This window comes from Peptococcus simiae (assembly GCF_046097595.1).
GTDB classification, from domain to species: domain Bacteria; phylum Bacillota; class Peptococcia; order Peptococcales; family Peptococcaceae; genus Peptococcus; species Peptococcus simiae.
Genome location: NZ_JBJUVG010000012.1, coordinates 24,125 through 48,190, shown reverse-complemented (window position 1 = coordinate 48,190; position 24,066 = coordinate 24,125). Strand labels below are relative to the sequence as shown.

The window sequence follows — 24,066 nt, the reverse complement described above, 5'->3', positions numbered from 1 at the left end:
TTTGTGCTAAGATAAGACCAGCTCAGAGAGGAGGAGCTTATGTCCATTCACCAAAACTTATCCAGCAAGGCCTACCTGTACCAGGTCCAGCCGGAAAACCTAAACCCCAATCACACCATGCACGGCGGCCACATGGTCACCTATATGGATGACACAGCCGGCACCTGCTGCTATGACTGGGTCCTCACTTATGGTGACTACGGTGAAGGCTTCCAGATCTTTACCGCAGCCATCCATGACATCCGCTATTTCAAAGCCCCCCAGCCCGGCGACCTCCTGCGCTTTACAGCCAGCATCATCCGCACCGGCCGGAGTGCCATGGATACCATCATCTATTGCGAAATCATCCCGGAAACAGACCCGCCCCAGTTGGCTGCCATAGGCTTTATGACCTATGTCTGCCTATTGACCGACGGATCCAAGGCCCAGGTCCCACCCCTCTCCCCCCGCGGCACTGCCGGAGAAGCCCTGGCCCGCTTAGCGGAAAAAATCAATGACCACTCTAAAGGTCTCTATGCCCAGTCCTTGCCTGAAAGCTAGGCAAAAAAAAGCCCTGCCGCAGGGGCAGGGCCAACATCAGCCTTATTTTTTAACGGTTAAAAGGTCATCGGTGTCTCGCGGTTCCGGCATGCTGCCCGGTAAACCAAAGGGCATTTGACCGATTAATTCCCAGTCCGGAGAAATGTCAAAGGTCTTGGCCACTTCTTCGTCGATTAAGGGGTTGTAGTGCTGGATATTGGCAGCAATCCCTTCAGCAGCTAAGGCCGTCCAGATGGACTGGAGCAGGACCCCTTGAACCTGGTCTGCCCAACGGGGGAAATTGTGGGCATAGGTCGGGTATTCTTCCTTGAGGTCTTTGATCCGTTGGGGGACGTTATAGTATAAGATGGTCCCATAACCGGCAGCAAAGCCATCGATTTTCGCATCTGTGGACTTGAATTTTTCCGCATCATCCACGACTTTACGGAGGGTTTCACGGACGATTTCCCAGAGCTTTTTATGGTTATCTCCTAGGAGTAAAACCAAGCGGCCGCTTTGTACATTCATCGGGGACGGGGCTTCTTCAGCAATCGTTTTAATCAGAGAGGCCAGTTCTTCATCAGAAATAGGCAACTCTGCAGTTAAATCATAATTAGACCGACGCCAAACCATAGCGTCTTTTAATGTTTTAGACATGTAGCTCCTCCTCATATTATACTTCAGCGAAGCACCAAGCCAACCCGGGGCTGCACTTGAATACTATTTAACCTTCATGTTTATATACATACCCAAAATGATGACCTGTAAACTTGACAAGAAAAACATCCTTCGCTATGATATTACGGAGCTTTTGGGAGGTTATCCATGACAAAGCATCAGGAATTTTTACGTGCAGCCATAGAAGAAGCGGAAAAAGCCGCCTTAAAGGGCGATGTCCCCGTTGGCTGTGTCATCGTCCGAAAGGGTGAAATTATCGCACGCGGGCACAACCTGCGAGAGGCCCAGCATGACCCCACTGGACATGCGGAAATCATTGCCCTCCGCCGGGCAGGTGAACACCTAAACCGCTGGCAGCTGGACGACTGTGACCTCTACGTCACCCACGAACCCTGCCCCATGTGCGCCGGCGCCCTTGTCATGGCCCGGATCCACACCCTCTACTACGGCTGTGATGAACCCTTAACCGGCGCCTGCGGCAGCCGGCTAAACCTGGTTCAGTTCCCCGGCTTCCCCCACAACGTCCATGTGGTCGGTCCCCTGGCGCAAGAAACATGTGCCGCCTTAACGCGTCGTTTTTTTAAAGAGAAACGCCGGTAAGTATTTTGGAGAGTTGTCCGAGCGGTTGAAGGTGCGACACTCGAAATGTCGTGTACCCGATAGGGTACCCAGGGTTCGAATCCCTGACTCTCCGTTTGTTTAAATTACAGGCTTTACCTATGGCCAAAAACGTGATGGTTGAGCCTTTTTTATTTTCCCTATTTGCCAACTATTTGCATCCGTTAGCAAAATTCCGAACCATTTTCGAACCAAAATTAGCTTGCCACGGCTTTCACCGCATTAAACAAATGAATATTCTATAAATGCATTGCCCCTAAAGTTGAACCTAGAAAATCCAACATTAGGGGTTTTGCATGGCAAAATATAATTACAAATTCAAACGAAAGGTATCAGAAGCGATTACAGGTTATGAAACCAGTGAATGTAGCTATCAAAATCTAGCCTTAGCACTTAGACTGACCAATCCATCTCTAATAGCAAATTGACGAAGGCAGTACAGGAAAAAAGGTATCGAAGAGCTCCCTACAAAGCGAGTTAGGCCAGTGAAGAACAAGCCTTTTGACCAAGATAAGCAAGAAGCCACTGCCACTCAACCAGTGGATGTAGAAGCCTAGCAGGAAAAATCCAAAAATTAGATCTCCGTCTTTATAAACATACCCCAGCACAAAAGCCAAGCCCCACGCACTATGGGGCTTGGCTTTTAATATCTCATCATCTACTCGATTTGACCGACATGGTAGACCCCTACGCCGATGAGGCCGGGGCCTGTATGAACGGCTAGGGCCGGGTCCAATACGGCGTCGACCATGGGTTTGACCGGGGTCAGGCCTTCCTCCATCTGAGCCTTGACCTGGGCTTCTTCATCCGGATCAGCGGCGCTACAGATGGCAGATAGGTAGTGGTCGCTTTGTAAGGAAAATTCGCGCACCTGCTCAATAATTTGGGTCAGGGACTGGCGTCTGCCCCGTGTTTTTTTTACGACATAGTAGATCCCATCGTCATTACAGGAAATAACCGGCTTAATCCGCAGGGCAGTGCCGAATAAGGAGGCCACCAGGCCAATCCGGCCCCCTTTTTTCAGGTATTCCAGGGTGTCTAAAGAAAAGAAGACCTTGGACTTTTTAAGTTGGCTTTCCAGGTAGGGGCAGATGGCTTCAAAGCTGGCCCCTTCGTCAATCTTGTGGATGACGTCCAGGGCAAAAAAGCCGGCGCCGATACCGATATTTTTCGTGTCAAAGGTGAAGATTTCCAGGTCGGTCATCTCCTTAACCATTAGGTTCACCATGTTATGGGTACCGGAAAGGTTGGCGGAAATATTGATCACGATGACTTGTTTAAAGCCGCGTGCTCGAATGGCATCAAAAACCCGGGTGATGTCATCACCACTGGGCAGGGAAGTGGTCGGAATTTCTGCAGGCATCCGCGCAATAATGTCATCAGTGGTAATATCCAGATTGGCGATAAGGTCTTCATTGCCGTAAATAACGTGGAAAGGCAATTCAAAAACGTCTGCCCGCTCCAGGTAGGCTTCCGGTAAATCGCATCCGGTATCAACGACTACGGCTATTTGGCTGTTTGCTGTCATACTTTCCCTACTTTCTTGGTTCTTGGTCCTGGCCGGCCTCAGTGAGAGCCCGCCCCATCCGGTTTCGTTCTCCACGCCGACTAAGCGGCTCGCCACTTTCATGGAGGATGGCGAGGACTTCCTTAGCAAAAAGCTGGCTGGCCACAGATAGGGTAGCCATATGCATCCCCATCATGGCTGTGGGGAGTTTGTCGATCATGTGGCGGCTATCGTGGTTGCCCTGAGCCAGCCGTCCGGTATGGTGGAGGCTGCGCTCATACTGCTTGCAAAAAAGGTTATAGGCCGCCTGGTAGTCTCCCCGAAAGGCCATCACCTGTAACTTGAGGCCGTCCGAAATATCCTGAATAGATAAAACCGGCTTCAGCAAGACGATAACCAAAAGATAGGCCAGGTGGATGCGGCTATACCTCTTTTTCACCGGCTTGGGGATAATTCTTAATTTCACATAGTTATTGATCATGGCCGGCGTCAGCAGCTTATCCGCTTCAGTGATTTTCAAGAAGGCGCAGTGCTCATTGATGAGCGGCACCAATTGATCCATATATATTTGAAAATCCGGTAGTTCTTCCCAGCGAGGCAGGTGAACCGCTTCAAGGCTCTGCCCCCAAGCCTTTAGTTTATCTTCAAATTGAGACATAACTACCCTCCATTTAAAAACCATAATCAGTATATCACGTTTGCATGATTAGTCAATCTAGTTTTAAAAACTATATAAATTTTTTAAAAGGATTCTATCTAGTTTATTATTTTTTAATTTTCTAAAATTTCGTCTATAATAGACACAGACACTTATTTCTATTGTTTTATTTTTTATTACATTTCAATTTAAAATACATATGAGAGAAGGCCAGCAAATGAGAAATCGTCCACAAATTGTTATTTTAGGTGCCGGATATGCCGGCTTATGTACTGCCCACCGTTTACAGAAAAAGGTAAAGCCGGGTAACGCTATGATTACCCTGGTTGACCGTCGAAGCTACCATGTCAATAATATCTCCCTGCACGAGGTTGCCTTAGGGAACGCCCTGGCCCAGGACGTTTCTTATGACTTGGTGCCTGTTGTCCGTGAACCCCATGCCCGGGTCCTCCAGGCTGAGGTCATCAGCATCGATATTGAAAACCAGGTGGTCCACACCTCTGCCGAAGACTTAGCGTATGACTACCTGGTCATTGCCCTGGGCTTCGTAACGGAAACCTTTGGTATTAAAGGGATGGATGAACATGCCTTCCATATTGAAAACTTTATTCAAAGTGAGGCCATTTCCCGTCACATCGAAGACCGCTTCCGCGAATATGCCTTTACCGATTCCTTACAACGTGACCCCCTTGACCTATCCATCCTGGTTGGGGGCTCCGGTTTTACCGGGGTTGAATTACTCGGGGAAATGGTCGACCGTATCCCCCTCTTATGCAAAAAATACGGGATCAGCCAATCCTTAGTCAGCCTGCGTTGCGTCAGCGCCGACAAAAAATTCTTACCGATGTTCACGGATAAACAGGCCCAGTACATCATGGACTACTTATCCGACGGCGGCGTTGAATTCTACATGGATGCCATGATCAATGAAGCCACCCCCAACAGCTTTAAGTTCAAGGATAAGAACGGCGAACACGAATTCAAGGCCAATACCTTGATTTGGACCGGCGGTGTCAGCGGCAGCCCTATCATGAAGGAGACCTTCGGGGATGCTGTCAGACGGGGCCGCTTGGTGGTTAACCAGGACTTAACCGTCCCGGGCCATGAAAACATCTTTGTCATCGGTGACGTTGCCGCCTTTATTTCCAAGGGGTCTGACCGTCCTGAAGGGACCACTGCTCAAATCGCTACCCAAATGGGGACCGCTACGGCAGATAACATTGCCCGGACCCTGGCGCACCGTCCCCGCCATGACTTTGTCTTCAAAAACAGCGGTACGGTTTGCTCCCTAGGGGCTAGACACGGCCTGGCTTCTGTCTACGGGTTTACGATTACCGGCTTCCTCTCCATGCGGCTGAAGAAGTTTGTCGAAACCTTAACCGACTATAAAATTTCCGGCCTTTACAACGCCATCAAGAATACCCGGCTCTTCAAGCTGATTAACTTCTAATCATCAAAGCAAGAAAGACCTGCGCACGATTCAATCGTGCGCAGGTCTTTTTATTTATAGCTAGGCGGGTCGTCTTCCGACTAGCCTTGTAAAAGTTTTTTCGCCCGGCTGCAGCCTTCGTAAAAAATCCGCTCGGTATCCAGCCGGGGCCAGTCGCCCTGGTGGTAAACCAGCTGGCCGGCGGCATAGACCCGGTCGACGTCATCCGAATGGGCGGCGTAAATCAGGGTGGCTGCCGGCTCATGGTTGGGAATCCACCAGGGTTTGTCTGTATCAAAGCAGACCAGGTCAGCCGCCTTGCCGACGGCGATGCTGCCGATTTCCTCATCCCAGTGGAGGGCCTGGGCCCCTTCGATGGTGGCCATGGTCAGAGCCTCTTGGGCAGAGACCAGGGTCGGGTCCAGACGGGTGAGCTTCTGCATGAGGGCGGCCAGTTGGGCGTCCCGCAGGACAGACTGAGCATTATTGGAAGAGGCCCCGTCTGTACCGATGCCCACCTTGACCCCGGCCTGGCGGAGGTCAGCGACCGGGCAGGCGCCACTGGCCAGCTTCATGTTGCTGGCCGGGTTATGGGCCAGGCCAACGTCATTGGCGGCCAGGATGGCCTTGTCCTCCTCTGTGAGCCAGACCCCATGGGCAATTAGGCAGGGGCCCTTGAAGAGACCGGCGGCCTGGGCCAGGGCCACCGGGGTCTGGCCGTATTTTTCCTGTAATTCGTCAAACTCTTCCTTGGTCTCGCTGACATGGATATGGATGCCGGTTGCCCGGTTCTGGGCATGGGCAGCCACTTCCGCCAGGTAGTCGGGCGAGCAGGTATTGGTGGCATGGGGGCCGTACCAGACCTTGATCCGCCCGCCTTCGGCATTGTGCCAGCGGTCATAGAGGGCGTCATTTTCTTTGAGGGAATGACGGTCGTCATCGTTAAAGCCGATCATCCCCCGGGAGAGGTTGGCCCGGATGCCGGCATCCAGGCAGGCCTGGGCCACAGCATCCATATGGTCATACATATCGGCGATGACCGTCACCCCGGCTGCCAGCATTTCAACCAGGCTGACCAGGGTGCCCCAGTAGACGTCTTCATCGGTGAGCTTGGCCTCTACCGGCCAAATATATTCGGTAAGCCAGGTCTTTAGGTTCTGGTCTCCTCCATAGCCCCTAAGGAGGCTCATGGCCGCATGGCTGTGGGTGTTGACAAAGCCCGGGGTCACCAGGTAATGGCTGGCATCTACAAGGTCCAGGCCGGCTTCCGGGTTAAGACCCTCTCCCAGCCCGGCAATTTTTCCATCCTTGATGAGGATGTCCCCCCGGGTTGGCGTCAGGCCATCCCCGGCTAGGTAGCTGGCATTTTGAAGCAGGGTGCCCTTAGTCATGGCTCTTGGCCCCCTCTTCTTCAAAGAGGTCCGCATCCTCTGCCGTCGGCCCTTCTGCCCCTTCTTCAGCCTCTTTTGCGTCTTGATCCAGGTCTGTGATCCCGGCAAAGAGGGCTTCGGCAAAGTCATCTGCACTAAAGGGGAGGAGCTGGTCCATTTGCTCCCCAACCCCAACGAACTTGACCGGCAGGTCATACTCGGAATTGATTCCGATGACCACCCCACCCTTGGCGGTTCCGTCAAGCTTGGTCAGGATGACCCCGGTCAGGCCGGTGGCTTCGCTAAAGGCCTTGGCCTGGGAAAGGGCATTCTGCCCGGTGGTAGCATCCAGGACCAGGAGGACTTCCCGGAGGGCTTCCGGGGCCTCCCGGTCAATAATCCGGCGGATTTTATTGAGCTCGTTCATCAGATTGACCTTGTTATGGAGCCGGCCGGCCGTATCAATAATGAGCCAGTCAATGCCCCGGCTTTTCGCAGCTGCAATGGCGTCAAAAACCACCGCTGCAGGGTCCGCCCCTTCCTGGTGGGCAATGACCCCACAGCCGACCCGCTCGCCCCAGATTTTCAGCTGGTCGGCCGCGGCGGCCCGGAAGGTGTCCCCGGCAGCCAGGAGGACCTGCTTGCCTTCCTTTTGGAGCAGGTGGGCCATCTTCCCGATAGAGGTCGTCTTGCCGACCCCGTTGACCCCGACGACCAGGATGATATTCAGGGCGCCGGGCACTTCATCCAGGATCTCTTCCGGGGCGGCCAGCCGAGCCTGGAGCTCTTCGGCCAGGGCCTTTTGGAGGTCTTCAGCGGTCTTGAGCTTGTCCTTCCGCTCCCGCTCCCGTAAGTTTTCAACCAGGTCCAGGGCTGTTTGGACGCCGACATCCCCGGAAATCAGGGCCTCTTCCAGCTCTTCATATAAGTCATCATCGATTTCCTTACCGGAAATCATGCCAAATAATTTATCCATAAAACCATGGCGGGTCTTGGCCAGGCCCTGGTTGAGTTCTCGGTTAAGGGCTTCGCTATCAGTCGTTGCTACTTTACCTGCAGACTTATCCTTATCTGCAGCCTTATCCGCAGAAGATTTAAAAAAGCGGTCAAATAATCCCATATCAGGTCTCCTTTTCCAGGTAATCGTCTATTTGTACCGACACCAGTCGGCTGATACCATCCTTGTCCATGGTCACCCCATAGAGGCTTTCAGCCGCCTCCATAGTCCCCTGCCGGTGGCTGATAATGACAAATTGTGTCCCCTCGGCATAGGCTTCAATGAAGCGGGCAAAGCGTTCGACATTGGCCGCATCTAGGGCCGCTTCGATTTCGTCCAGGATGACGAAGGGGCTGGGCCGGACTTCCAGGAGGGCAAAGAGGAGGGCGATGGCGGTCATGGCCCTTTCCCCACCGGATAGGAGGGTCAGGGTCCGCTCCCTCTTGCCGGGCGGCTGGGCCATAATATCCACCCCGGTTTCCAGCATATTTTCCGGCATGGACAGGGACAGTCGGGCCTGGCCGCCTAAAAAGATTTGCTGGAAAATCCGGTTAAAACGGTCATTTAAGGCATGGAAGGTTTGGGCGAACCGGTCGGCCATGACTTCTTCCATTTCGCTGATGACCTTGATTAGGCGTTTTTTAGCCCCTTCCAGGTCATCCAGCTGCTGACGGAGGAACTGGCTTCGGTCGTGCAGGGCCTGGTACTCTTCGGGGGCGTTAAAGTTCAGGGGTCCCATGGCGGCTTTTTCCCGCCGCCAACGGGCCAAGTCCCTGCTGGAATACTGGTCCAGGAGGGACAGGTCAGCTGCCTGGATGGCCTCATCCATGGCCCAGTCAAAGTTGGCGGTCAGGTCGGCAGCGGCCCGGTCCCTTTTATCCTGGATCCCGGTCATCTTGGCCAGGGCCTTGTCATAGCCCGCCTTGGCCTGGTCCCGGTCCTTGGTCGCTTGGGCCAAGGTCTCGGTCATAGCAGCCTCCCGGGTCTGGAGGGCCTGGAGGGCTTCCCGGTCTGCCAGGAGGGCCTTTTGCAGGCTTTCCAGGGCTTCTTTGCCCCCCTTGACCGCGGTCTGGTTCTTGGCCAAGCTCCTTTCCAGGGCCCCTTTTTCTTCAGCCCGCCCCTGGCACCGGTCTTCCAGCCGGTTGATGCCGGCTTGAAGGCTGGCCTGTCGATCTTGAGCTTCGGCCAGGAGGTCGACCTGGTGGCGCAGGCTTTCCTGGGCTTGGGCCAGGGCCACCTGGCTCTGCTGGCGCTTGCCAGTCAGGTCGTCATCTTCCCCATGGCCGGCAGCCAGTTTTTCTTTCAGGGCAGCCTCTTGAGCCTCATTGGCTGCATACTGGTCCAGGGCCTTTTCCAGGGCGGCCTGGGCCTCTATATGGGCCTTCTCCCGGTCTTGCCGAGCAGTGGCCAGACTCTCTCCATCCAGGGCTAGAACCCGGTCTTCCCGATCCAGGGCCTCGGCTTCTTTTGCCAGGCCGGCCAGGGTCTGCTTATGAAGGGCCTGGCTTTGCCGCAAGTCCGTTAACTGGGCCTGGACGGTCTGGAAGGCCTCTTTTACCTGGGCTCCTTCTGTCCGGCACCGGTCCAGCTTGACCTGGGCCTCTTTTTCATCCCCGGCCAGGGCCTGGAGCCGGTCCTTCAAGGCCAGCCGCTCGGCGGTCCGGCTCAGGACCGACTGGCCCTTGCCCCGGCCGCCGGACAGGCTCCCACCCGGACTGACCAAATCCCCCTCCAGGGTCACCAGCCGCTGGCGGAAGCCGCCGGCCTTAGCCAGGCGGACGGCATCCGGCAGGCTTTTAACAATGGCAATCCGGCTGAGGAGCTGGCGCATAATGCCCTCATCTTCGGGGGCATAGGTCACCAGGTCAACGGCGTAGCCGATAAAGGCCTCGTCATCGATGGCCTTGCCCGGGGCCAGGCCATGGACGGTATTCCGCGGCAGGAAAGTGGCCCGGCCGCTTTTATGGGTCTTGAGCCACTGGATGGCCCCTTGAGCGGCCTGGTCATCGCTGGCGATAATATGCTGGGCAGCGCCCCCCAGGGCACTTTCCAGGGCATGGGCATACTGAGGATCAAAGCTGATCCGCTGGGCCACCGTGCCAATGAGCCCCGGGAACTGGCCCTTATTTCTCAGGACAGCCTGGACCCCACCATAATAGCCGCTGCCGGCGGCCTCCATGTCGGCCAGGGCCTTGAGCCGGCTCTGGGCCTGGATGGTCTCCCGGCTCAGTTGGGCCAGGCTGGCGGCCGCAGCCTCCTCCTGCCGGGCCAGACGGTGCCGGTCTTCGTCCAGGCGCTGGGCCTCTTCTTGGGCGGCCTGCAAGGCCCCTTCTTCTTGGCCGGCCCGATACTGGGCTTCAGCTAGCCGGGCCTCCAAGTCTTCTTTTTTATCTGCCAGGGCCGCTATGGCCCCCTCATAACGGTTTTGCTGAATGCTTTCGGCCCGGGCTTGTTCTTCCAGCCGGGCCAGGTTGTTTCGGGCCTCAGCCTGGTCCCGTAAGAGCTTGAACTGGGCCTGGCCCAAGGCCTCCAAGGCCTGATTGTCTTCCTGCTGCCGGCGGCGCCGGTCGGACAGGGCCCGGTCAAAGCCGGCCAGGTCTGCCTTGAGCCGGTTACAGGTTGCCAGCAGGGCAGCTTTCTTTTCACTAAGGGCTGCCAGGCGGTCTTCAGCGGCCTGGAGCCGGTCCCTTTCCTGGCCCAGGCTGGCTTCATCTTCCTCGGCCAGGTAGGCTAACTGTTTCAGCCGTTCTTCAGCAAGAGCCCGCTGCCGCTCGGCCTCGTTATAGCCCTGAACCAGGGCCAGGTGGCGTTCATTGTCCGCCTCTACCCGGTCGGCCAGGACCAACCGCTGGGTCCGGACTTCCACTTCTTCCGTAGACACCTGCCGGACGGCGTTGACCTTGGCTACATAGGCATCTTCCGCCTCGGCCAGGGCGGCCAGGGCCGGTTCCCGGTCCTTTTCAGCCAACTGATACTGGTTGACCACTTGGGCCAGGTGGAGGGCCTTTTCCTTCTCATCCAGGGCCCGGTAGGTCTGGACGGCCTCGGCCTGGTCAGCCAGGCCCGGTAGCCGGCTGTCCAGCTCATAAAAAATATCCTCCAGCCGGTCAATATCCCCTTCTGTACTCTGCAGCCGCCGTTCGGCCTCTCGCTTCCGGTACTTATACTTGCTGATGCCGGCGGCTTCTTCAATGAGCCCCCGCCGTTCGTCCGCCTGGAGGGAGAGGATATCGTCAATCTTCCCCTGGCCAATGATGGAAAAGCCATCCTTACCCAGGCCGGTATCCATAAAGAGCTCGTGTACATCCCGCAGACGGGTTTCCTGCCGGTTGATTTCATACCGGCTCTCGCCGGACCGGTAGAGGGTCCGGGAAACGGCCACCTCCTGGTAGTCCAGGGGGAGGCCACCGTCGCTATTGTCCAGTACAAGGGTGACCTTGGCCATACCGACCGGTTTGCGGCCATGACTGCCGGAGAAAATGACATCCTCCATTTTGCCGCCCCGCAAGGTTTTAGCGCTCTGCTCCCCTAAAACCCAACGGACCGCATCCACGACATTGGACTTGCCACTGCCGTTCGGTCCGACAATAGCAGACACCCCGGGTGAAAACTCAAATACCGTGCGATCGGCGAAGGATTTAAACCCCTGTAATTCTAATCGTTTTAGGTACAAACTGCCTCCTTATGCTCCTATAGCACATCCGTCTCAGCTTCCAGGCCAAAATGGACCAGGGCCTCATAGGCTGCTGCCCGTTCGGCATTTTTCTTGGACCGGCCCTCGCCGGTGCCAAGGCATTCGTCATCGACCCAGACTTCCATCTTGAAATGCTTGTCGTGGTCCGGCCCATGGCTTTCCAGGAGCCGGTAGCTGATCTGGCCCTGGTGGTGACTTTGGACATACTCCTGTAACCGGGTCTTGTAGTCCCCGTAATAGCCGGCCGCTACCTTCTTGAGTTCCGGAGCCAGGATCCGGCACAGCAGGTCTTCCAGAGGGGCCAAGCCAACGGATAAATACACCGCTGCACAAACAGCCTCCATGGCATCAGCCAGGTTTGAAGCCCGGCTGGCCCCACCGTGGGCACTCTCCCCCCGGCCAAAGAGCATCAGGTCGCCAATCCCCAGGCGGCCGGCTGCCTGGGCCAACGCCTCTTCACAGACGACGGTGGCCCGGCGCTGGGTCAGCTTACCTTCATCATCACCGGGGTATTCCCGGTAAAAATAAGTGGCCATGACCAATCCCACCACCGCATCGCCTAAAAATTCCAGGCGCTGGTTGGTCCCACCCCCATGCTCCTGGACATAGGAGGGATGGATCAGGGCCCTATGCAATAAGTCTAAGGAAATGGGCGCCGCCGGACTGAGCTTTTTCGCCAAATCCGTCAGGGCCGCCTGCCTTTGGTCTGTCATCAATAAACCCCCTTAGCCGATAGATATAATCGCTACCATTTTACCGTAAAGCCCGCCACAATAAAAGGAAAAGAGACAGGCCGCAGCCTGTCTCTGAACTTATGTGATAAAAAGGACCCGGACCCCGTAGAGGATGGCCAGGTGAACCGGGTAGAAGAAGTAAAAGAGCCACTTGATATCCAAGCCCCGCCTGCCATTATAGAAGTAGGTCAGAACAAAGGCCAGGGGTGCCGTAAACTCAAAGGCCACGCACAGGCCCCCGGAAAGGCTCTGGGCGAGCCGGGCCTTTTTGACCTGGCCGGCCAGGGGGATGTAGAGGATGGCAATGAGGATGACCCCGAAGGCCCCATAGTCTGTGTGACAAAATTCCGCCAGGACCATAAAGGGGACCGCAGCCAGAAAGCCCAGGACCCCGACATCCCTCTTGAGATGACGGCGGGACAGGTCCCGGACCCCCTCCCAGGCCCATAAGCCTAAGAGGCCAAAGAGCAGGGTCCAGAGGACGTTCTGGGCCCCCCAGATGTTCTCCCCACCATAGATGGCATAGTCAAAGGGGAGCTCCGACAAGAGGGCCACAAGCAGGAGCCGGCCTGCATACCGGTCCTTGGACCGGGTATGGATAAAGCCTTCAACCAGGAGGAAACAGAAGATAGGGAAGGCAATCCGGCCAATGAGCCGGAGGACCCCATCCGCCATCAGCGACTGCTGGAGGGCCGGAGACAGGGCGCTGAAGTTATCTCGAATCATGGAGAAATTCAGCCGCATGCCCTCCGCATGGAGGCGGTCAAATAAAAAGCCCCGCTCTATGACCGCTGCACCAATGTGGTCAATCAGCATGGTAATCATAGCGATGATCTTCAATGTAGACCCGCTAAGGCCCCTCTTTCTTCCTTCAACCCCTTGTGCCTCCAAGGCTGTCACCTCTTACTTTTTCAATCCCTAAGCGTTAACCACTGCCTGTTCTCCATCATCATCCAGGCCATCATCTTCATAGACTGCGGCTGACCCATAATAGGCCTCATTAATGCGGTCAAAATTTTTCTGGTTCACAACCACCCGGGTACCCTCAGTGAATGAACCGATCATTCGCTTATCCTTATAGAGCTGTCCGGCCTTAAAAAGCAGGTCCTTAACATCCCGGGGGGAGGTCTCGTCTGTAAAGACCAGCCCTCCCTCCTGGACCAGGTCCAGCCGGTTACTGTCATTCACTTCAAATAGGGGCCGGCCACCCTTCCCGGGTAGGTAGCAGGCATTGACATAGACTTGATTGTCCTTGAGCCGGTTATCGACCACCAGGTAGCACTGATCCATCAAACGGTCACTAATGACCACCGGCCCCTTGGCCGGATCCAGGGTAAAGGTCTTTTCCATAGTCTCATAGCCCAGGGCCTGGCGGTATTCTTCTTCCGATACATACTCGGTCTCTGCCAATTGTACCACGGTCATGATGGCACCGACAACACAAAGCAGGAGACCTAACACAGTTATGACAAGAATATTTCTTTTCATTGACCTTCCCTCCCTTGAGCAGCCGGCGCCTTGGTCTTAGCCACCGGCTTAGCGGAAAACTTACGGTCTGCATAAATGACATGCCAGATGAGGAGGACCAGGGCCAGGGATAAGAGGCCGATGCCAATGACCAAGAGAGTGGGCCCCCAAATGGGCAGGCCTACAGCGAGTCCGGCTATCGCCAGGACCCCGACCACAAATAAGCTGAGCATGGTCGCTAGGGCAGGCAGGAGGATAAAGATAAAGACCAGGGCCTTGATGGTGAAGTAGGCCAGGCGGATGAGGGGGTCATTCTTATCGGCCCCTTGTGAGGCCCGGGCGGCCTGGTTCCTGTGGCTCCTTCTTTCTGTCCTGACAGCAGCCGGTTCGGCTGGATGCCCCGGCGAAGTCGCCCCCTCTGCCGGCGCCGAATCATCGACCGGGTCATCTGTCTCTTCAAGGGTCGGCAGGAGGTAGTGCTTGATCAAGAAATAGACGGCATATATCGCCACCGCCAGTTTAAGAAGTTCCAAAACGACCGCCGTCAGGCTAATGAGGACCGCCCCGAGGGGGTTGTTTTCATAGCCATAGAGGTAGCCCCGGAGCGGGGAAAAGAGCGTTTCCAAGCCGCCGGCAATAATCAGCACAATGACCAGGAGGATGACCCCCTTGGCAATCAGCTGGCCGGCAGCCCGACGGTCTAAATTCAGGAGCGCATCCAGGGTATCTTCCAGGAAGTAGCCAAAGCGTCTGATGAAGCCACCAATGGTATCCGTCTCTTCTGTAGCAAAGCCCGGGTCCACATGGTAGGCTTCCAGAAGCCCCTCCACCAGGTCATCAAAATCACCGAAACCGGCAATGGCCTGGTCCTCTGTGAGCCCCTCTGCCAGCTTCATGTCAATATGACCAGCGTATTCGTTTAAAATATCTTCGCGTTCTTTTTTATTCAGCACCTGCAAGCGGTTATTCAGCCTTGCTAGGAAGGTTGCCTTGGTCACGACCTTCGACCTCCTTTAAAAATCTTTCAATCCGTTCTGTAAACAAAAACCATTCTTCTTTTAACCGGCCCAATTGCAGGGCCCCGGCTGCCGTTAACCGGTAGTACTTCCGCGGTGGTCCCTCTGTTGACTCCTTGAGGTAGGTCTCAAAGTAGTGCTCGTTGGTTAGCCTTTTCAAGAGGGGGTAAATCGTCCCTTCATTGACATCCATCACATCTTCCACCAGGTTAATGATTTCATAGCCATACCGGTCTTTTTCTGCAATGACAGCTAATACCACCAGCTCTAAGACGCCTTTTTTAAATTGACTGTTCACATAGAGTCACCTCCTTGCCCCTCGCCTTTTAGAAATAGGCGCGGCTGCTTCATTTGCTTGTAGGTCCGGTCATCCAGGGACCAGGTCAGGTCTCTCAAAAAAGGAAGGCCACCTACGGTTACCAGGGGATAGTTGCTATAAATGTCAAAATACAGGACCCGCCTGCCCAGGACATGGCCTTGGTGGCTAAACTGGTAGCGGTAGAGCAGCTGGGCGTCCTTGGGCCTTTTGACAAAGGCACAAGTCCCGGTCTGCCGGCTTGTGGCCGTCACAGCAGCCAGGTAGGTCCGGGCTGTCTGGTTCTCTGCCTGGAGGATTGGGTGGTCCCAGGCATCCAGGACCCGAGCCTGGTCCCGGGCCGGCAGCCCGGTAGCCCCTTTGACCTGCATGAGGCCAATGCCGGCAATAACAACAAGCAGGGCCAGGCCAAGCAAGCCGGCCAGCCAAACCCTTCGACGCATTCTTATCCCTCCTAGTACTTCTTTTTCTTAGTACCTTTCATTTTTCAAGTACCATGTTATTCTATGTACCTAGCATTGTCAAGTACTGAAACAAAAAAAATAGTTCATGCCCTCCTCTTTTTCCAGCCGGCGTGCTAAAATAGAATTTAATAGACTATCCAGAAAGAGGCGATGCCATGACGTATGCAGCCATTGAAGCCGGCGGCACCAAGTTTGTCTGCTCGGTCGGCGATGCCCAGGGAGGCCTGCTTGACCAGTTCACCTTCCCGACCACTGTACCCGGCGAAACCCTGGGCCGGGTCATCCACTTTTTACAAGGGCATGCCGGAGACCTGGCCGCCATTGGGATTGGCTCCTTTGGGCCCATTGATACCTGTCCCCAGTCCCCCAGCTACGGCTATATCACCTCCACCCCCAAGCCCAACTGGCAGTCGGTCAACTTTCTCGGTCAGCTGAAAGCCCACTTCCAGCTGCCCATAGCCTGGACCACCGATGTCAATGCGGCAGCCTATGGGGAGTACAGCCTGGGCGCCGGCCGCCAGGTCCGGAGCCTGGTCTACTACACCATCGGTACCGGCATTGGCGGCGGGGCCATCCAGGCCGGCCGCTTTATCGGGGGACTGAGCCATCCGGAAATGGGCCACATGCGGGTTCAAGTCCACCCGGACGACGCCTTTCCGGGCCACTGTCCCTTCCATCAGACCTGCCTGGAAGGCCTGGCCTCGGGGCCGGCCATCGCAGCCCGGATGGGACGACCGGCCAGCGACCTCCCAGCCGATGACCCCTTTTGGGACATCGAAGCCTACTACCTGGCCCAGGCCCTGGTCAATACCAGCCTCATCCTGGCCCCGGAAATGATCATCCTCGGCGGTGGCGTCATGAAACAGGGGCACCTCCTCGACCGGGTCCGGGCCCAGTTTGAAAGCCTGACCGCCGGTTACATCAAAACCCCAACCCCGGAAGACTACATCCAGGGCCCGGCCTTGCAGGACAACGCCGCCACCATCGGCTGCTTTGCCCTGGCCCGGGAGGCCGCCCAAGGGCACTTTCCCGCTAAGGATTGACCAAGGCGAGCCGCCGGCCCTCTTCTTCCGCTCCAGCCAGGCCCTTAACGCTTACAAGATCCTTAAAATAAAAGAGGCTGTGCCGGAATGAGATTTCATTCTGACACAGCCTCTTTTGATATTCAGTTCAGAACCAAGGGCTGAAAAGGAAAAGGCACCGCTGGCCTCGTAGGCCCTGACCTTAATCCACCAGGCTGGTTTTTTTCAGCTCCTTGGTAAATTCTTTTTTCTTAATCTGATTTGACGCAAAAATAACCACCAGGTTCCCATCACACTTAATAAAGGCAATGCGGAAGCTGCGGAAGGCATCATAGGGTAGCTTGAATTCAAAAATCAGGCGGCCTTTATAGCGGGCCCCCGGCACTGTTTTTATTTTTTCAGGGTGCAACCGGATGACATCCCGGTAGCGGACCAGGATCCGTTGTAGGAAAAGTTCTTCAGAAATATGCTGCTGCTTGATAAAGTGGGTCAATACCCGATTTTTTTCTAAGAGAACAGTATCCATGCCTCGCCTCCTCAGGGTCTGTTTACATAAATTATACAAAATATTTACATACCCCGACAAGGGTTAAGCCAATCTATAAATAAGGCCTATATAAAAACCGCCACCTTCCCGGTGGCGGTTACTTTTATTTTTGCTGGTCTTTGGCGGCAGCAATAAAGCCGCGGAAAATCGGGTGGGCATGGGTCGGCCGGCTTAAAAATTCCGGATGAAACTGGCTGGCCACAAAGAAGGGGTGGCCGGGGAGTTCGATGACTTCGACCAGGCGGCCATCCGGAGAAGTGCCGGAAAAGCGCAGGCCGGCTTCCTGGAGACGGTCGCGGAAATCGTTATTGAACTCATACCGGTGGCGGTGACGTTCCTGGATTTCTTCGGCATCATAGAGCTGCCGAGCCAGGCTCCCTTCCTGCAGGCGGCAGGGATAGAGACCTAACCGTTGGGTCCCACCCATATTTTCGACCCGGGTTTGGTCCTCCATGAGGTCGATGATATTATGAGGGGTATTTTTATCAAATTCAGCACTCTGGGCATCATCCCAGCCCAGAACATTCCGGGCAAATTCCACGCAGGCCAGCTGCATACCCAGGCAAATGCCCATAAAGGGCAGCTGACCTTCCCGGGCCAGGCGGATAGCGTCAATCTTCCCTTCAATGCCCCGGTCACCAAACCCGCCGGGCACCAGGATGCCATCCATATCCTTCAGGGAGGCTAAGAGCGCCGGCTTATGTTCCAGCTCTTCAGAATTAACCCAGTGGACCTTCACCTCAACATTGTTTTCATAACCGGCGTGGGTGAGGGCCTCCACTACCGACAGGTAGGCATCCGGAAGCTCAACATATTTCCCAACCAGGGCAATGTCGACGCTTTCCTTAATGGCCTTAATCCGTTTCAGAAGGGCCTCCCAATCGGCCATGTCCGCCTGAGGCGCAGTGGTATTGAGCTTTTTCAGGACAATATCGTCCATGTGCTGGGCCTGGAGTTGGAGGGGCATTTCGTACAGGTGCTCAACGTCCCTGTTTTCAATAACAGCCTCTTCATCGACATCGCAGAAGAGGGAAAGCTTGGCCCGCATGCTGGTCGGCATGGGCTTTTCGGTCCGCACCACTAAGATATCCGGCTGAATCCCCATTCCCCGCAGCTCCTTGACACTGTGCTGGGTGGGCTTGGTCTTCATTTCACCGGCAGCACTGAGGTAGGGAATGAGGGTTGTGTGGATGTAGCAGACATTTTCCGAACCGACATCCTTTTTCATCTGTCGGAGGGCTTCAATAAAGGGCGTCGACTCAATATCCCCAACAGTACCGCCAACCTCGGTAATGACAATATCCGCCCCGGTGGTTTCCCCGGCCCGGATGATTTTTTCCTTGAGCATATCCGTAATGTGTGGAATCACCTGGACCGTTGCCCCCAGGTAGTCCCCCCGGCGTTCTTTTTTAAGGACTTCAGAATAAATTTTGCCGGTGGTCACATTGGAATACTTGTTCAGGCGGACATCAATAAAACGTTCGTAATGGCCCAAGTCCAAGTCTGTTTCAGACCCGTCATCAGTGACATAGACTTCCCCATGCTGATAAGGACTCATGGTGCCCGGGTCCACGTTTATATAGGGGTCAAACTTTTGAATGGTAATCTTGAACCCCCGGTTCTTTAACAACCGGCCCAGAGATGCTGCCACAATACCTTTACCGATGGACGATACCACGCCCCCAGTGACAAAAATATATTTTGCCATAATTGCCTCCTCATCATATTTATCTTAACGGTGCCCACTATAAATAATATAAAAACCGCCCCATTCACCTGAACGGGGCGGCAGGCCGTGCCCTTTAAAATAATACCCGAACCCGCCTGTAACGTCAAGCGTCACAGACCCTTCCGGCATCTTAAGTAAACTTATTTTAATAAGGTCATGCTAAAGGTCAGTACCATAAAGAGCAGGGAAAAGACCGCTGATGCTTTTGCAAGCTGGTCATCCAGGCCGCGTTTACCTAAAAAGGTTTCAGCACCACCGGAAATAGACCCGGACAAGCCGGCGCTCCGGCCGGACTGTAAAAGGACCGTTGCAATAACACCAAGGGCACAAATCAGTTGTACCACTTGTAATGCTAGATACATATGTAAAAGCCTCCTTACGCCCAGTATTACATAAATAACACACATGATTATACCATAACCCCGCCCCATATACAAGACTAAAAGACCGGATTCGTCACTCGCCAGGCCTGCCCGGCCCCTCCGGCTGGGGGCTTTCAGCCAGCAAAAAACCGCCCGGCGGGCTGCCGAACGGTCATTAAAAAATTATTTTAAGTTGAAAAAGCCTTCCCGGCCCAGGTAGACGGCGCTGTCGCCCAGTTCTTCTTCAATCCGTAGGAGCTGGTTGTACTTGGCAACCCGGTCGGTGCGGGCGGGGGCGCCGGTTTTGATTTGGCCGGCGTTGACAGCCACAGCGATATCGGCAATAGTGGCGTCTTCCGTTTCACCGGACCGGTGGGAGATGACGCTAGTGTAGCCGGCCCGGGCGGCCATTTCAATGGCGGCCAGGGTTTCGCTCAGGGTCCCGATTTGGTTGACCTTGATGAGGATGCTGTTGCCGACGCCTTTTTCAATACCCCGGGCCAGCCGCTTGGTATTGGTAACGAAAAGGTCATCCCCGACGATTTGCAGGCGGTCGCCGAGCCGGTCGGTCAGCTGCTGCCAGCCTTCCCAGTCTTCTTCGTCTAAGCCGTCTTCAATAGAAATGATGGGATAGCGGTCGATGAGGCCTTCGTAGAAATCAATCATTTCGCCGGCGGTTTTACTGGTCCCTTCACCGGCCAAGTTATACTTGCCGTCCTTGTAGAGTTCGGAGGAGGCGACATCCAGGGCCAGGAAGATGTCCTTGCCCGGTTCATAGCCGGCTTCCTTGATGGCTTCGACGATGACCTGGAGGGCTTCTTCATTGGAGGCCAGGTTCGGGGCAAAGCCCCCTTCGTCGCCAACAGCAGTGGCTAGCCCCCGGCTGCTGAGGACGTTTTTCAGGGCATGGTAAATTTCCGACCCCATCCGAAGGGCTTCTTTAAAGCTGGGCGCCCCCAGGGGCATAATCATAAATTCCTGGATGTCGACGTTATTATCGGCATGCTTGCCCCCGTTTAAGATATTCATCATCGGGGCCGGCATGACATGGGCATTGGCCCCGCCGATATACCGGTAGAGGGACAGGCCATTGGCGGCGGCAGCTGCCTTGGCGCAGGCCAGGGAAACGCCCAGAAGAGCATTGGCCCCACAGGCCCCCTTGTTATCGGTCCCATCTAGGGCGAGGAGCTTGGTGTCCAGTTCATTTTGCCGACAGACGTCCATGCCCAGGAGGGCCGGGGCCAGGCTGTCGTTGACATTGGCCACAGCCTGTTGGACGCCCTTGCCCAGGTAACGGCCCTTGTCGCCATCCCGCAGTTCAACGGCTTCAAAGGCCCCGGTTGAGGCCCCGGAGGGGACGGCCGCCCGGCCCATAAAGCCGGTATCGGTCCATACATCTACTTCAACCGTCGGATTGGCACGGGAATCGAGGATTTCCCGGGCAATAATGCTTTTAATTTTATGCATGCTGGTCTCCTTCCAGTAAAGAGCAACCGGTCATTTCCGACGGTTGCGGACAATCCATTAAATCTAAAAGGGTCGGGGCAATATCACAGAGGGCCCCCGGACGGAGGGTCCTCCCCCGGCCCTGAACGAGTAATAAGGGCACCGGGTTGGTGGTGTGGCTGGTCACCGGCTTGCCACTTTCATCCTGCATCTTTTCGCAGTTGCCATGGTCAGCACAGATGAGCATGGCCCCGTCGGTATGGGCCAGGGCCTGTAAAATCCGGCCTAGAGCCTGGTCAACGGCCTCCATGGCCTGGATGGCAGCCGGCAGCTGGCCGGTATGGCCGACCATGTCCGGGTTGGCAAAGTTCACCAGGATAAAGTCCTTGTCGCCGGCTTCTAGGGCCTGGACGACCCCATCGGCCACAGCGGCGGCACTCATTTCCGGGGCCAGGTCGTAGGTGGCCACCTTCGGCGAGGGCACCAGCCGCCGGTCTTCGCCGGGGTTGGCTTCTTCCACCCCTCCGTTAAAGAAAAAGGTGACATGGGCATATTTTTCCGTTTCCGCCGTCCGGAGCTGGTTTTTGCCCTGCTTGGCCAGCCAGGCCCCCAGGGTATTCTCAATGCTTTCCGGCGGATAGACGATGTCTTCTGCGGGCACCAGGCCGGCTTCATATTCGGTCAAGGTCCGGAGGGTCACCTGGGGATGGCTGCCGCGGTCAAAGCCGGAAAAGTCCTCCTTGACCAAGGCCTGGCAAAATTCCCGGGCCCGGTCGGCCCGGAAGTTAAAGAAGATGACCCCGTCTCCATCGGCTATGGGCCGGCCGGGGCCGATAACCGTGGGCAGGATAAATTCATCCGTCACCCCTTCGTCATAGGAAGCCTGGACACAGGCCACCGCATCATTAGCGGTCCGCCCCTGAGCCTGGACCACTACCGCCCAGGCCTTCTGGACCCGGTCCCAGCGGTTGTCCCGGTCCATGGCATAATAGCGACCACTGACCGAGGCAATCCGGCCAAGGCCCTGGCGGGCGATTTCCGATTCCAGGTCCTGGACATAGGCCAGGCCCGAATCCGGCGGCACATCCCGGCCATCGGTAATGACATGGACCGCCACCTGGCTGAGCCCCTGGTCCTTGGCCCAGGCCAGGAGGGCGTAGAGGTGGCTGTTATGGGAGTGGACGCCCCCATCCGATAGGAGCCCCATCAGGTGGAGGGTCCCGCCGTTGGCCTTGAGCCGGTCTGCCAGGGAGGCCAGGGCCGGCTGCCTGAAAAAACTGCCGTCTTGGATGGCCCGGCTGATCCGGACCAGGTCCTGGTAGACCACCCGGCCAGCCCCTAAATTCAAGTGGCCGACTTCTGAATTCCCCATTTGTCCCGCCGGCAGACCAACGGCTTCGCCGGAGGCTTCCAACTGGGTATGGGGCACTGTCGCAAAGAGGTCATCCAGGTGAGGGGTCCGGGCTTGGCTGGCCGCATTGGTCGGCCCTGCCGGGGCCAGGCCCCAGCCGTCTAAGATACAGAGGACCACCGGTTTAGCCACAGCTGGCACACCCCTTCTCGACAAGGGCGGCAAAGCTGGCCGGCTCCAAAGAGGCCCCGCCAATCAAGCCACCGTCAATATTTTCCTGGGCAAAAAGGGCTGCACAGTTATCCGGTTTCACACTGCCCCCGTAAAGGATCCGGGCCTGGGCGGCCACGTCCTTACCCAGGCGGTCGGCTAAATGAGCCCGGAGGCTGGCACACATGGCCTCGGCATCTTCCGCTGTCGCGGTGAGGCCGGTGCCAATGGCCCAAATCGGTTCATAGGCAATGATGACTTCCTTGGGGAGGACCCTGCCGGTCATGTCCCCAAAGACTGCATCCAGCTGGGCCCGGGTGTGGGCTTCAGCCCCGCCGGCCTCCCGGATGGCCATGCTTTCGCCAACACAAAGGACGGGCATCATGCCGTAATCCGCTGCTGCCCAGTATTTTTCTGCCACAAAGGCATCTGATTCCTTAAATAAGTCCCGGCGTTCCGAATGGCCGGTTAAGACATAGCGGACACCAAAGGGGGCCAGCATGGCCAGGCTGACCTCACCGGTAAAGGCACCGGCAGCTGCTGGATGAAAGTTCTGAGCCCCCAGGCCAACCCCGGCCAAGGGCGCCTTGGATAGGGCATCCAGGGCTGTCAGCGGGGCAAAAACGGCCGTATCCACTTCTGCAGGCAGGGCCGGTAGGCTGTCAAAAAAGGCCACCGCCTCGCCTGCGGTCTTATTCATCTTCCAGTTGGCCATAATGAGTAGCTTTCTCATACCGGCTCATCCTCCCGTTCTTCCAATACCGCTAAACCGGGGAGCATCCGTCCTTCTAAGAAGACCAGGGAGGCCCCGCCACCGGTGGAAATATGATCGATTTGTTCACTAAGGCCGGCTTGGGCCACAGCAGCGACGGAGTCGCCCCCGCCAATAATGGTGTAACCCGCGCTATCGGCCACCCCTTGAGCCAGGGCATTGGTCCCCTGGGCAAAGGCTTCTTTTTCAAAGACCCCCATGGGGCCGTTCCAGAAAATGGTCTGGGCCCCTTCCAGGGCCTTGACATAAAGGTCCCGGGTGGCCGGCCCAATATCCAGGGCCATATCCCCGGCGGCCAGGTCGTCCACCTTTTTGACGGTCCCTTCGGCATCATCCAGGCTCTTCGCTACGACCACATCTGTCGGCAGTAAGAAGGCCTTGCCGGTTTCGGCCTGTTGGTCTAAAAGGCCCTTGGCCAGGTCAATCTTATCTGTTTCGACCAGGGAGGCCTGCATATCATAGCCCTGGGCGGCCAAGAAGGTATTGGCCATTCCCCCACCGATAATGACCTTATCGGCAATTTTCATAAGCTCTTCAATGACTAAAATTTTATCGGAGATTTTCGCCCCGCCAATAATGGCCACATAGGGGCGGACCGGCCGCTTGCCGGCCCGGGCCAGGGCGGAAATTTCTTTTTTCATCAGGTAGCCGGCAACGGCCGGTAAAAAGTGGCCAACCCCCTCCGTCGAGGCATGGGCCCGGTGGGCGGTCCCGAAGGCATCGTTCACGAAGATATCCCCCAGGGCAGCCAATTTTTTCACAAATTCAAGGCTGTTCTTTTCTTCTTCCGGATGGAAGCGGACATTTTCCAAAAGGAGGGCCTGGCCCGGTTGTAGGTCAGCGACGGCCTTTTCAGCCAGCTCGCCAATGCAATCGTCTGCCTTGGCCACCGGTTGGCCCAGGAGGGCCGATAACCGGTCGGCCACCGGGTCCAGCCGCAGGCTGTCGACCACCTGGCCCTTGGGCCGGCCCAAGTGGCTCATAATAATCAGCCGGGCCTCATGGTCCAGCAAATAGCGGATGGTCGGCAGGGCGGCCTGGATCCGCTCATCATTGCTGATGGCCCCGGTTTCCTTATCCAGAGGGACATTGAAGTCCACCCGTAAGAGCACCCGTTTACCAGCTACATCGTAATCTTCTAGCGTTTTTTTACCCATGTT

23 protein-coding genes and 1 tRNA gene are annotated in these 24,066 nt (G+C 56.0%); 5 read left to right on the top strand and 19 right to left on the bottom strand.

The window, feature by feature from the left end; all coding sequences use genetic code 11:
* Positions 1 to 39: 39 nt before the first annotated feature.
* Complete coding sequence (locus tag ACKQTC_RS07845) at positions 40 to 540, top strand: acyl-CoA thioesterase (protein WP_408977891.1); 501 nt, start codon at positions 40 to 42, stop codon at positions 538 to 540.
* A gap of 42 nt (positions 541 to 582) precedes the next feature.
* Here the strand turns inward: ACKQTC_RS07845 and ACKQTC_RS07840 are convergent, their stop codons facing one another.
* On the bottom strand, positions 583 to 1,176 hold the full coding sequence (locus tag ACKQTC_RS07840; protein WP_408977890.1) for a nitroreductase family protein: 594 nt from the start codon (positions 1,174 to 1,176) through the stop codon (positions 583 to 585).
* A 168-nt stretch (positions 1,177 to 1,344) separates the two neighbouring features.
* Between ACKQTC_RS07840 and tadA the strand changes: the two genes are divergently transcribed.
* Both tadA and ACKQTC_RS07830 read left to right on the top strand, forming a co-directional pair.
* On the top strand, positions 1,345 to 1,797 hold the full coding sequence (gene tadA, locus ACKQTC_RS07835) for a tRNA adenosine(34) deaminase TadA (protein WP_408977889.1): 453 nt from the start codon (positions 1,345 to 1,347) through the stop codon (positions 1,795 to 1,797).
* A 7-nt stretch (positions 1,798 to 1,804) separates the two neighbouring features.
* Positions 1,805 to 1,891 (top strand) — tRNA-Ser (locus tag ACKQTC_RS07830).
* 582 nt (positions 1,892 to 2,473) lie between these two features.
* On the opposite strand, the gene ACKQTC_RS07825 is transcribed toward ACKQTC_RS07830, so the two are convergent.
* Positions 2,474 to 3,343 (bottom strand): DegV family protein, encoded by an 870-nt coding sequence (locus ACKQTC_RS07825; protein ID WP_408977888.1) that lies wholly within the window; start codon positions 3,341 to 3,343, stop codon positions 2,474 to 2,476.
* Positions 3,344 to 3,350: 7 nt separating this feature from the next.
* Positions 3,351 to 3,980, bottom strand: coding sequence for a DUF1836 domain-containing protein (locus tag ACKQTC_RS07820; protein ID WP_408977887.1), 630 nt, complete (start codon positions 3,978 to 3,980; stop codon positions 3,351 to 3,353).
* Between the two features lie 217 nt (positions 3,981 to 4,197).
* Between ACKQTC_RS07820 and ACKQTC_RS07815 the strand changes: the two genes are divergently transcribed.
* Positions 4,198 to 5,430: an NAD(P)/FAD-dependent oxidoreductase gene (locus ACKQTC_RS07815; protein WP_408977886.1), complete on the top strand. Its 1,233-nt coding sequence runs from the start codon at positions 4,198 to 4,200 to the stop codon at positions 5,428 to 5,430.
* An 80-nt stretch (positions 5,431 to 5,510) separates the two neighbouring features.
* Here the strand turns inward: ACKQTC_RS07815 and ACKQTC_RS07810 are convergent, their stop codons facing one another.
* The 9 genes from ACKQTC_RS07810 to ACKQTC_RS07770 all read right to left on the bottom strand — a co-directional run bounded on the left by ACKQTC_RS07810 (position 5,511) and on the right by ACKQTC_RS07770 (position 15,446).
* Positions 5,511 to 6,800: an amidohydrolase gene (locus tag ACKQTC_RS07810; RefSeq protein ID WP_408977885.1), complete on the bottom strand. Its 1,290-nt coding sequence runs from the start codon at positions 6,798 to 6,800 to the stop codon at positions 5,511 to 5,513.
* Positions 6,793 to 7,755: a signal recognition particle-docking protein FtsY gene (ftsY, locus tag ACKQTC_RS07805; protein WP_408977904.1), complete on the bottom strand. Its 963-nt coding sequence runs from the start codon at positions 7,753 to 7,755 to the stop codon at positions 6,793 to 6,795. Before ftsY ends, ACKQTC_RS07810 begins: the two co-directional genes overlap by 8 nt.
* A 145-nt stretch (positions 7,756 to 7,900) precedes the next feature.
* The gene (gene smc, locus ACKQTC_RS07800) at positions 7,901 to 11,449 is read right to left on the bottom strand and encodes a chromosome segregation protein SMC (RefSeq protein WP_408977884.1); all 3,549 of its coding nucleotides are present in this window, start codon (positions 11,447 to 11,449) and stop codon (positions 7,901 to 7,903) included.
* A 17-nt stretch (positions 11,450 to 11,466) separates the two neighbouring features.
* On the bottom strand, positions 11,467 to 12,183 hold the full coding sequence (rnc, locus tag ACKQTC_RS07795) for a ribonuclease III (RefSeq protein WP_408977883.1): 717 nt from the start codon (positions 12,181 to 12,183) through the stop codon (positions 11,467 to 11,469).
* Between the two features lie 99 nt (positions 12,184 to 12,282).
* A complete protein-coding gene (locus ACKQTC_RS07790; RefSeq protein ID WP_408977882.1) occupies positions 12,283 to 13,044 on the bottom strand; it encodes a TraX family protein in 762 nt (253 codons plus the stop codon).
* Between the two features lie 78 nt (positions 13,045 to 13,122).
* On the bottom strand, positions 13,123 to 13,692 hold the full coding sequence (locus ACKQTC_RS07785; protein WP_408977881.1) for a hypothetical protein: 570 nt from the start codon (positions 13,690 to 13,692) through the stop codon (positions 13,123 to 13,125).
* Complete coding sequence (locus ACKQTC_RS07780) at positions 13,689 to 14,669, bottom strand: DUF1700 domain-containing protein (protein WP_408977880.1); 981 nt, start codon at positions 14,667 to 14,669, stop codon at positions 13,689 to 13,691. Before ACKQTC_RS07780 ends, ACKQTC_RS07785 begins: the two co-directional genes overlap by 4 nt.
* Positions 14,635 to 14,985, bottom strand: a complete 351-nt coding sequence (locus tag ACKQTC_RS07775) for a PadR family transcriptional regulator (protein WP_408977879.1) — start codon at positions 14,983 to 14,985, stop codon at positions 14,635 to 14,637. Before ACKQTC_RS07775 ends, ACKQTC_RS07780 begins: the two co-directional genes overlap by 35 nt.
* Positions 14,982 to 15,446, bottom strand: coding sequence for a hypothetical protein (locus tag ACKQTC_RS07770; protein WP_408977878.1), 465 nt, complete (start codon positions 15,444 to 15,446; stop codon positions 14,982 to 14,984). The genes ACKQTC_RS07775 and ACKQTC_RS07770 overlap by 4 nt, the downstream gene beginning before the upstream one ends.
* A 176-nt stretch (positions 15,447 to 15,622) precedes the next feature.
* Here ACKQTC_RS07770 and ACKQTC_RS07765 point away from each other — a divergent pair, with 176 nt between their 5' ends.
* Complete coding sequence (locus ACKQTC_RS07765; protein WP_408977877.1) at positions 15,623 to 16,510, top strand: ROK family protein; 888 nt, start codon at positions 15,623 to 15,625, stop codon at positions 16,508 to 16,510.
* A gap of 181 nt (positions 16,511 to 16,691) precedes the next feature.
* Here the strand turns inward: ACKQTC_RS07765 and ACKQTC_RS07760 are convergent, their stop codons facing one another.
* From ACKQTC_RS07760 to ACKQTC_RS07730, 7 genes are all read right to left on the bottom strand, one after another.
* A complete protein-coding gene (locus tag ACKQTC_RS07760) occupies positions 16,692 to 17,015 on the bottom strand; it encodes a hypothetical protein (protein WP_408977876.1) in 324 nt (107 codons plus the stop codon).
* A 124-nt stretch (positions 17,016 to 17,139) separates the two neighbouring features.
* On the bottom strand, positions 17,140 to 18,747 hold the full coding sequence (locus ACKQTC_RS07755; RefSeq protein WP_408977903.1) for a CTP synthase: 1,608 nt from the start codon (positions 18,745 to 18,747) through the stop codon (positions 17,140 to 17,142).
* A 158-nt stretch (positions 18,748 to 18,905) separates the two neighbouring features.
* Positions 18,906 to 19,127, bottom strand: a complete 222-nt coding sequence (secG, locus tag ACKQTC_RS07750; RefSeq protein ID WP_408977875.1) for a preprotein translocase subunit SecG — start codon at positions 19,125 to 19,127, stop codon at positions 18,906 to 18,908.
* A 183-nt stretch (positions 19,128 to 19,310) separates the two neighbouring features.
* Complete coding sequence (eno, locus tag ACKQTC_RS07745) at positions 19,311 to 20,594, bottom strand: phosphopyruvate hydratase (RefSeq protein ID WP_408977874.1); 1,284 nt, start codon at positions 20,592 to 20,594, stop codon at positions 19,311 to 19,313.
* A complete protein-coding gene (gene gpmI / locus ACKQTC_RS07740) occupies positions 20,587 to 22,116 on the bottom strand; it encodes a 2,3-bisphosphoglycerate-independent phosphoglycerate mutase (RefSeq protein ID WP_408977873.1) in 1,530 nt (509 codons plus the stop codon). Before gpmI ends, eno begins: the two co-directional genes overlap by 8 nt.
* The gene (tpiA, locus tag ACKQTC_RS07735) at positions 22,109 to 22,867 is read right to left on the bottom strand and encodes a triose-phosphate isomerase (protein WP_408977872.1); all 759 of its coding nucleotides are present in this window, start codon (positions 22,865 to 22,867) and stop codon (positions 22,109 to 22,111) included. Before tpiA ends, gpmI begins: the two co-directional genes overlap by 8 nt.
* Positions 22,864 to 24,063, bottom strand: coding sequence for a phosphoglycerate kinase (locus ACKQTC_RS07730; protein WP_408977871.1), 1,200 nt, complete (start codon positions 24,061 to 24,063; stop codon positions 22,864 to 22,866). Before ACKQTC_RS07730 ends, tpiA begins: the two co-directional genes overlap by 4 nt.
* Positions 24,064 to 24,066 lie beyond the last annotated feature (3 nt).

Coding starts and splice junctions, on each gene's coding strand:
- ACKQTC_RS07770 (WP_408977878.1), bottom strand. CDS start 15,446: ATGCGTCGAAGGGTTTGGCTGGCCGGCTTGCTTGGCCTGGCCCTGCTT.
- ACKQTC_RS07765 (WP_408977877.1), top strand. CDS start 15,623: ATGACGTATGCAGCCATTGAAGCCGGCGGCACCAAGTTTGTCTGCTCG.
- ACKQTC_RS07730 (WP_408977871.1), bottom strand. CDS start 24,063: ATGGGTAAAAAAACGCTAGAAGATTACGATGTAGCTGGTAAACGGGTG.
- ACKQTC_RS07845 (WP_408977891.1), top strand. CDS start 40: ATGTCCATTCACCAAAACTTATCCAGCAAGGCCTACCTGTACCAGGTC.
- ACKQTC_RS07820 (WP_408977887.1), bottom strand. CDS start 3,980: ATGTCTCAATTTGAAGATAAACTAAAGGCTTGGGGGCAGAGCCTTGAA.
- ftsY (WP_408977904.1), bottom strand. CDS start 7,755: ATGGATAAATTATTTGGCATGATTTCCGGTAAGGAAATCGATGATGAC.
- secG (WP_408977875.1), bottom strand. CDS start 19,127: ATGTATCTAGCATTACAAGTGGTACAACTGATTTGTGCCCTTGGTGTT.
- rnc (WP_408977883.1), bottom strand. CDS start 12,183: ATGACAGACCAAAGGCAGGCGGCCCTGACGGATTTGGCGAAAAAGCTC.
- ACKQTC_RS07815 (WP_408977886.1), top strand. CDS start 4,198: ATGAGAAATCGTCCACAAATTGTTATTTTAGGTGCCGGATATGCCGGC.
- ACKQTC_RS07825 (WP_408977888.1), bottom strand. CDS start 3,343: ATGACAGCAAACAGCCAAATAGCCGTAGTCGTTGATACCGGATGCGAT.
- tadA (WP_408977889.1), top strand. CDS start 1,345: ATGACAAAGCATCAGGAATTTTTACGTGCAGCCATAGAAGAAGCGGAA.
- eno (WP_408977874.1), bottom strand. CDS start 20,594: ATGCATAAAATTAAAAGCATTATTGCCCGGGAAATCCTCGATTCCCGT.
- ACKQTC_RS07785 (WP_408977881.1), bottom strand. CDS start 13,692: ATGAAAAGAAATATTCTTGTCATAACTGTGTTAGGTCTCCTGCTTTGT.
- ACKQTC_RS07840 (WP_408977890.1), bottom strand. CDS start 1,176: ATGTCTAAAACATTAAAAGACGCTATGGTTTGGCGTCGGTCTAATTAT.
- ACKQTC_RS07760 (WP_408977876.1), bottom strand. CDS start 17,015: ATGGATACTGTTCTCTTAGAAAAAAATCGGGTATTGACCCACTTTATC.
- ACKQTC_RS07810 (WP_408977885.1), bottom strand. CDS start 6,800: ATGACTAAGGGCACCCTGCTTCAAAATGCCAGCTACCTAGCCGGGGAT.
- tpiA (WP_408977872.1), bottom strand. CDS start 22,867: ATGAGAAAGCTACTCATTATGGCCAACTGGAAGATGAATAAGACCGCA.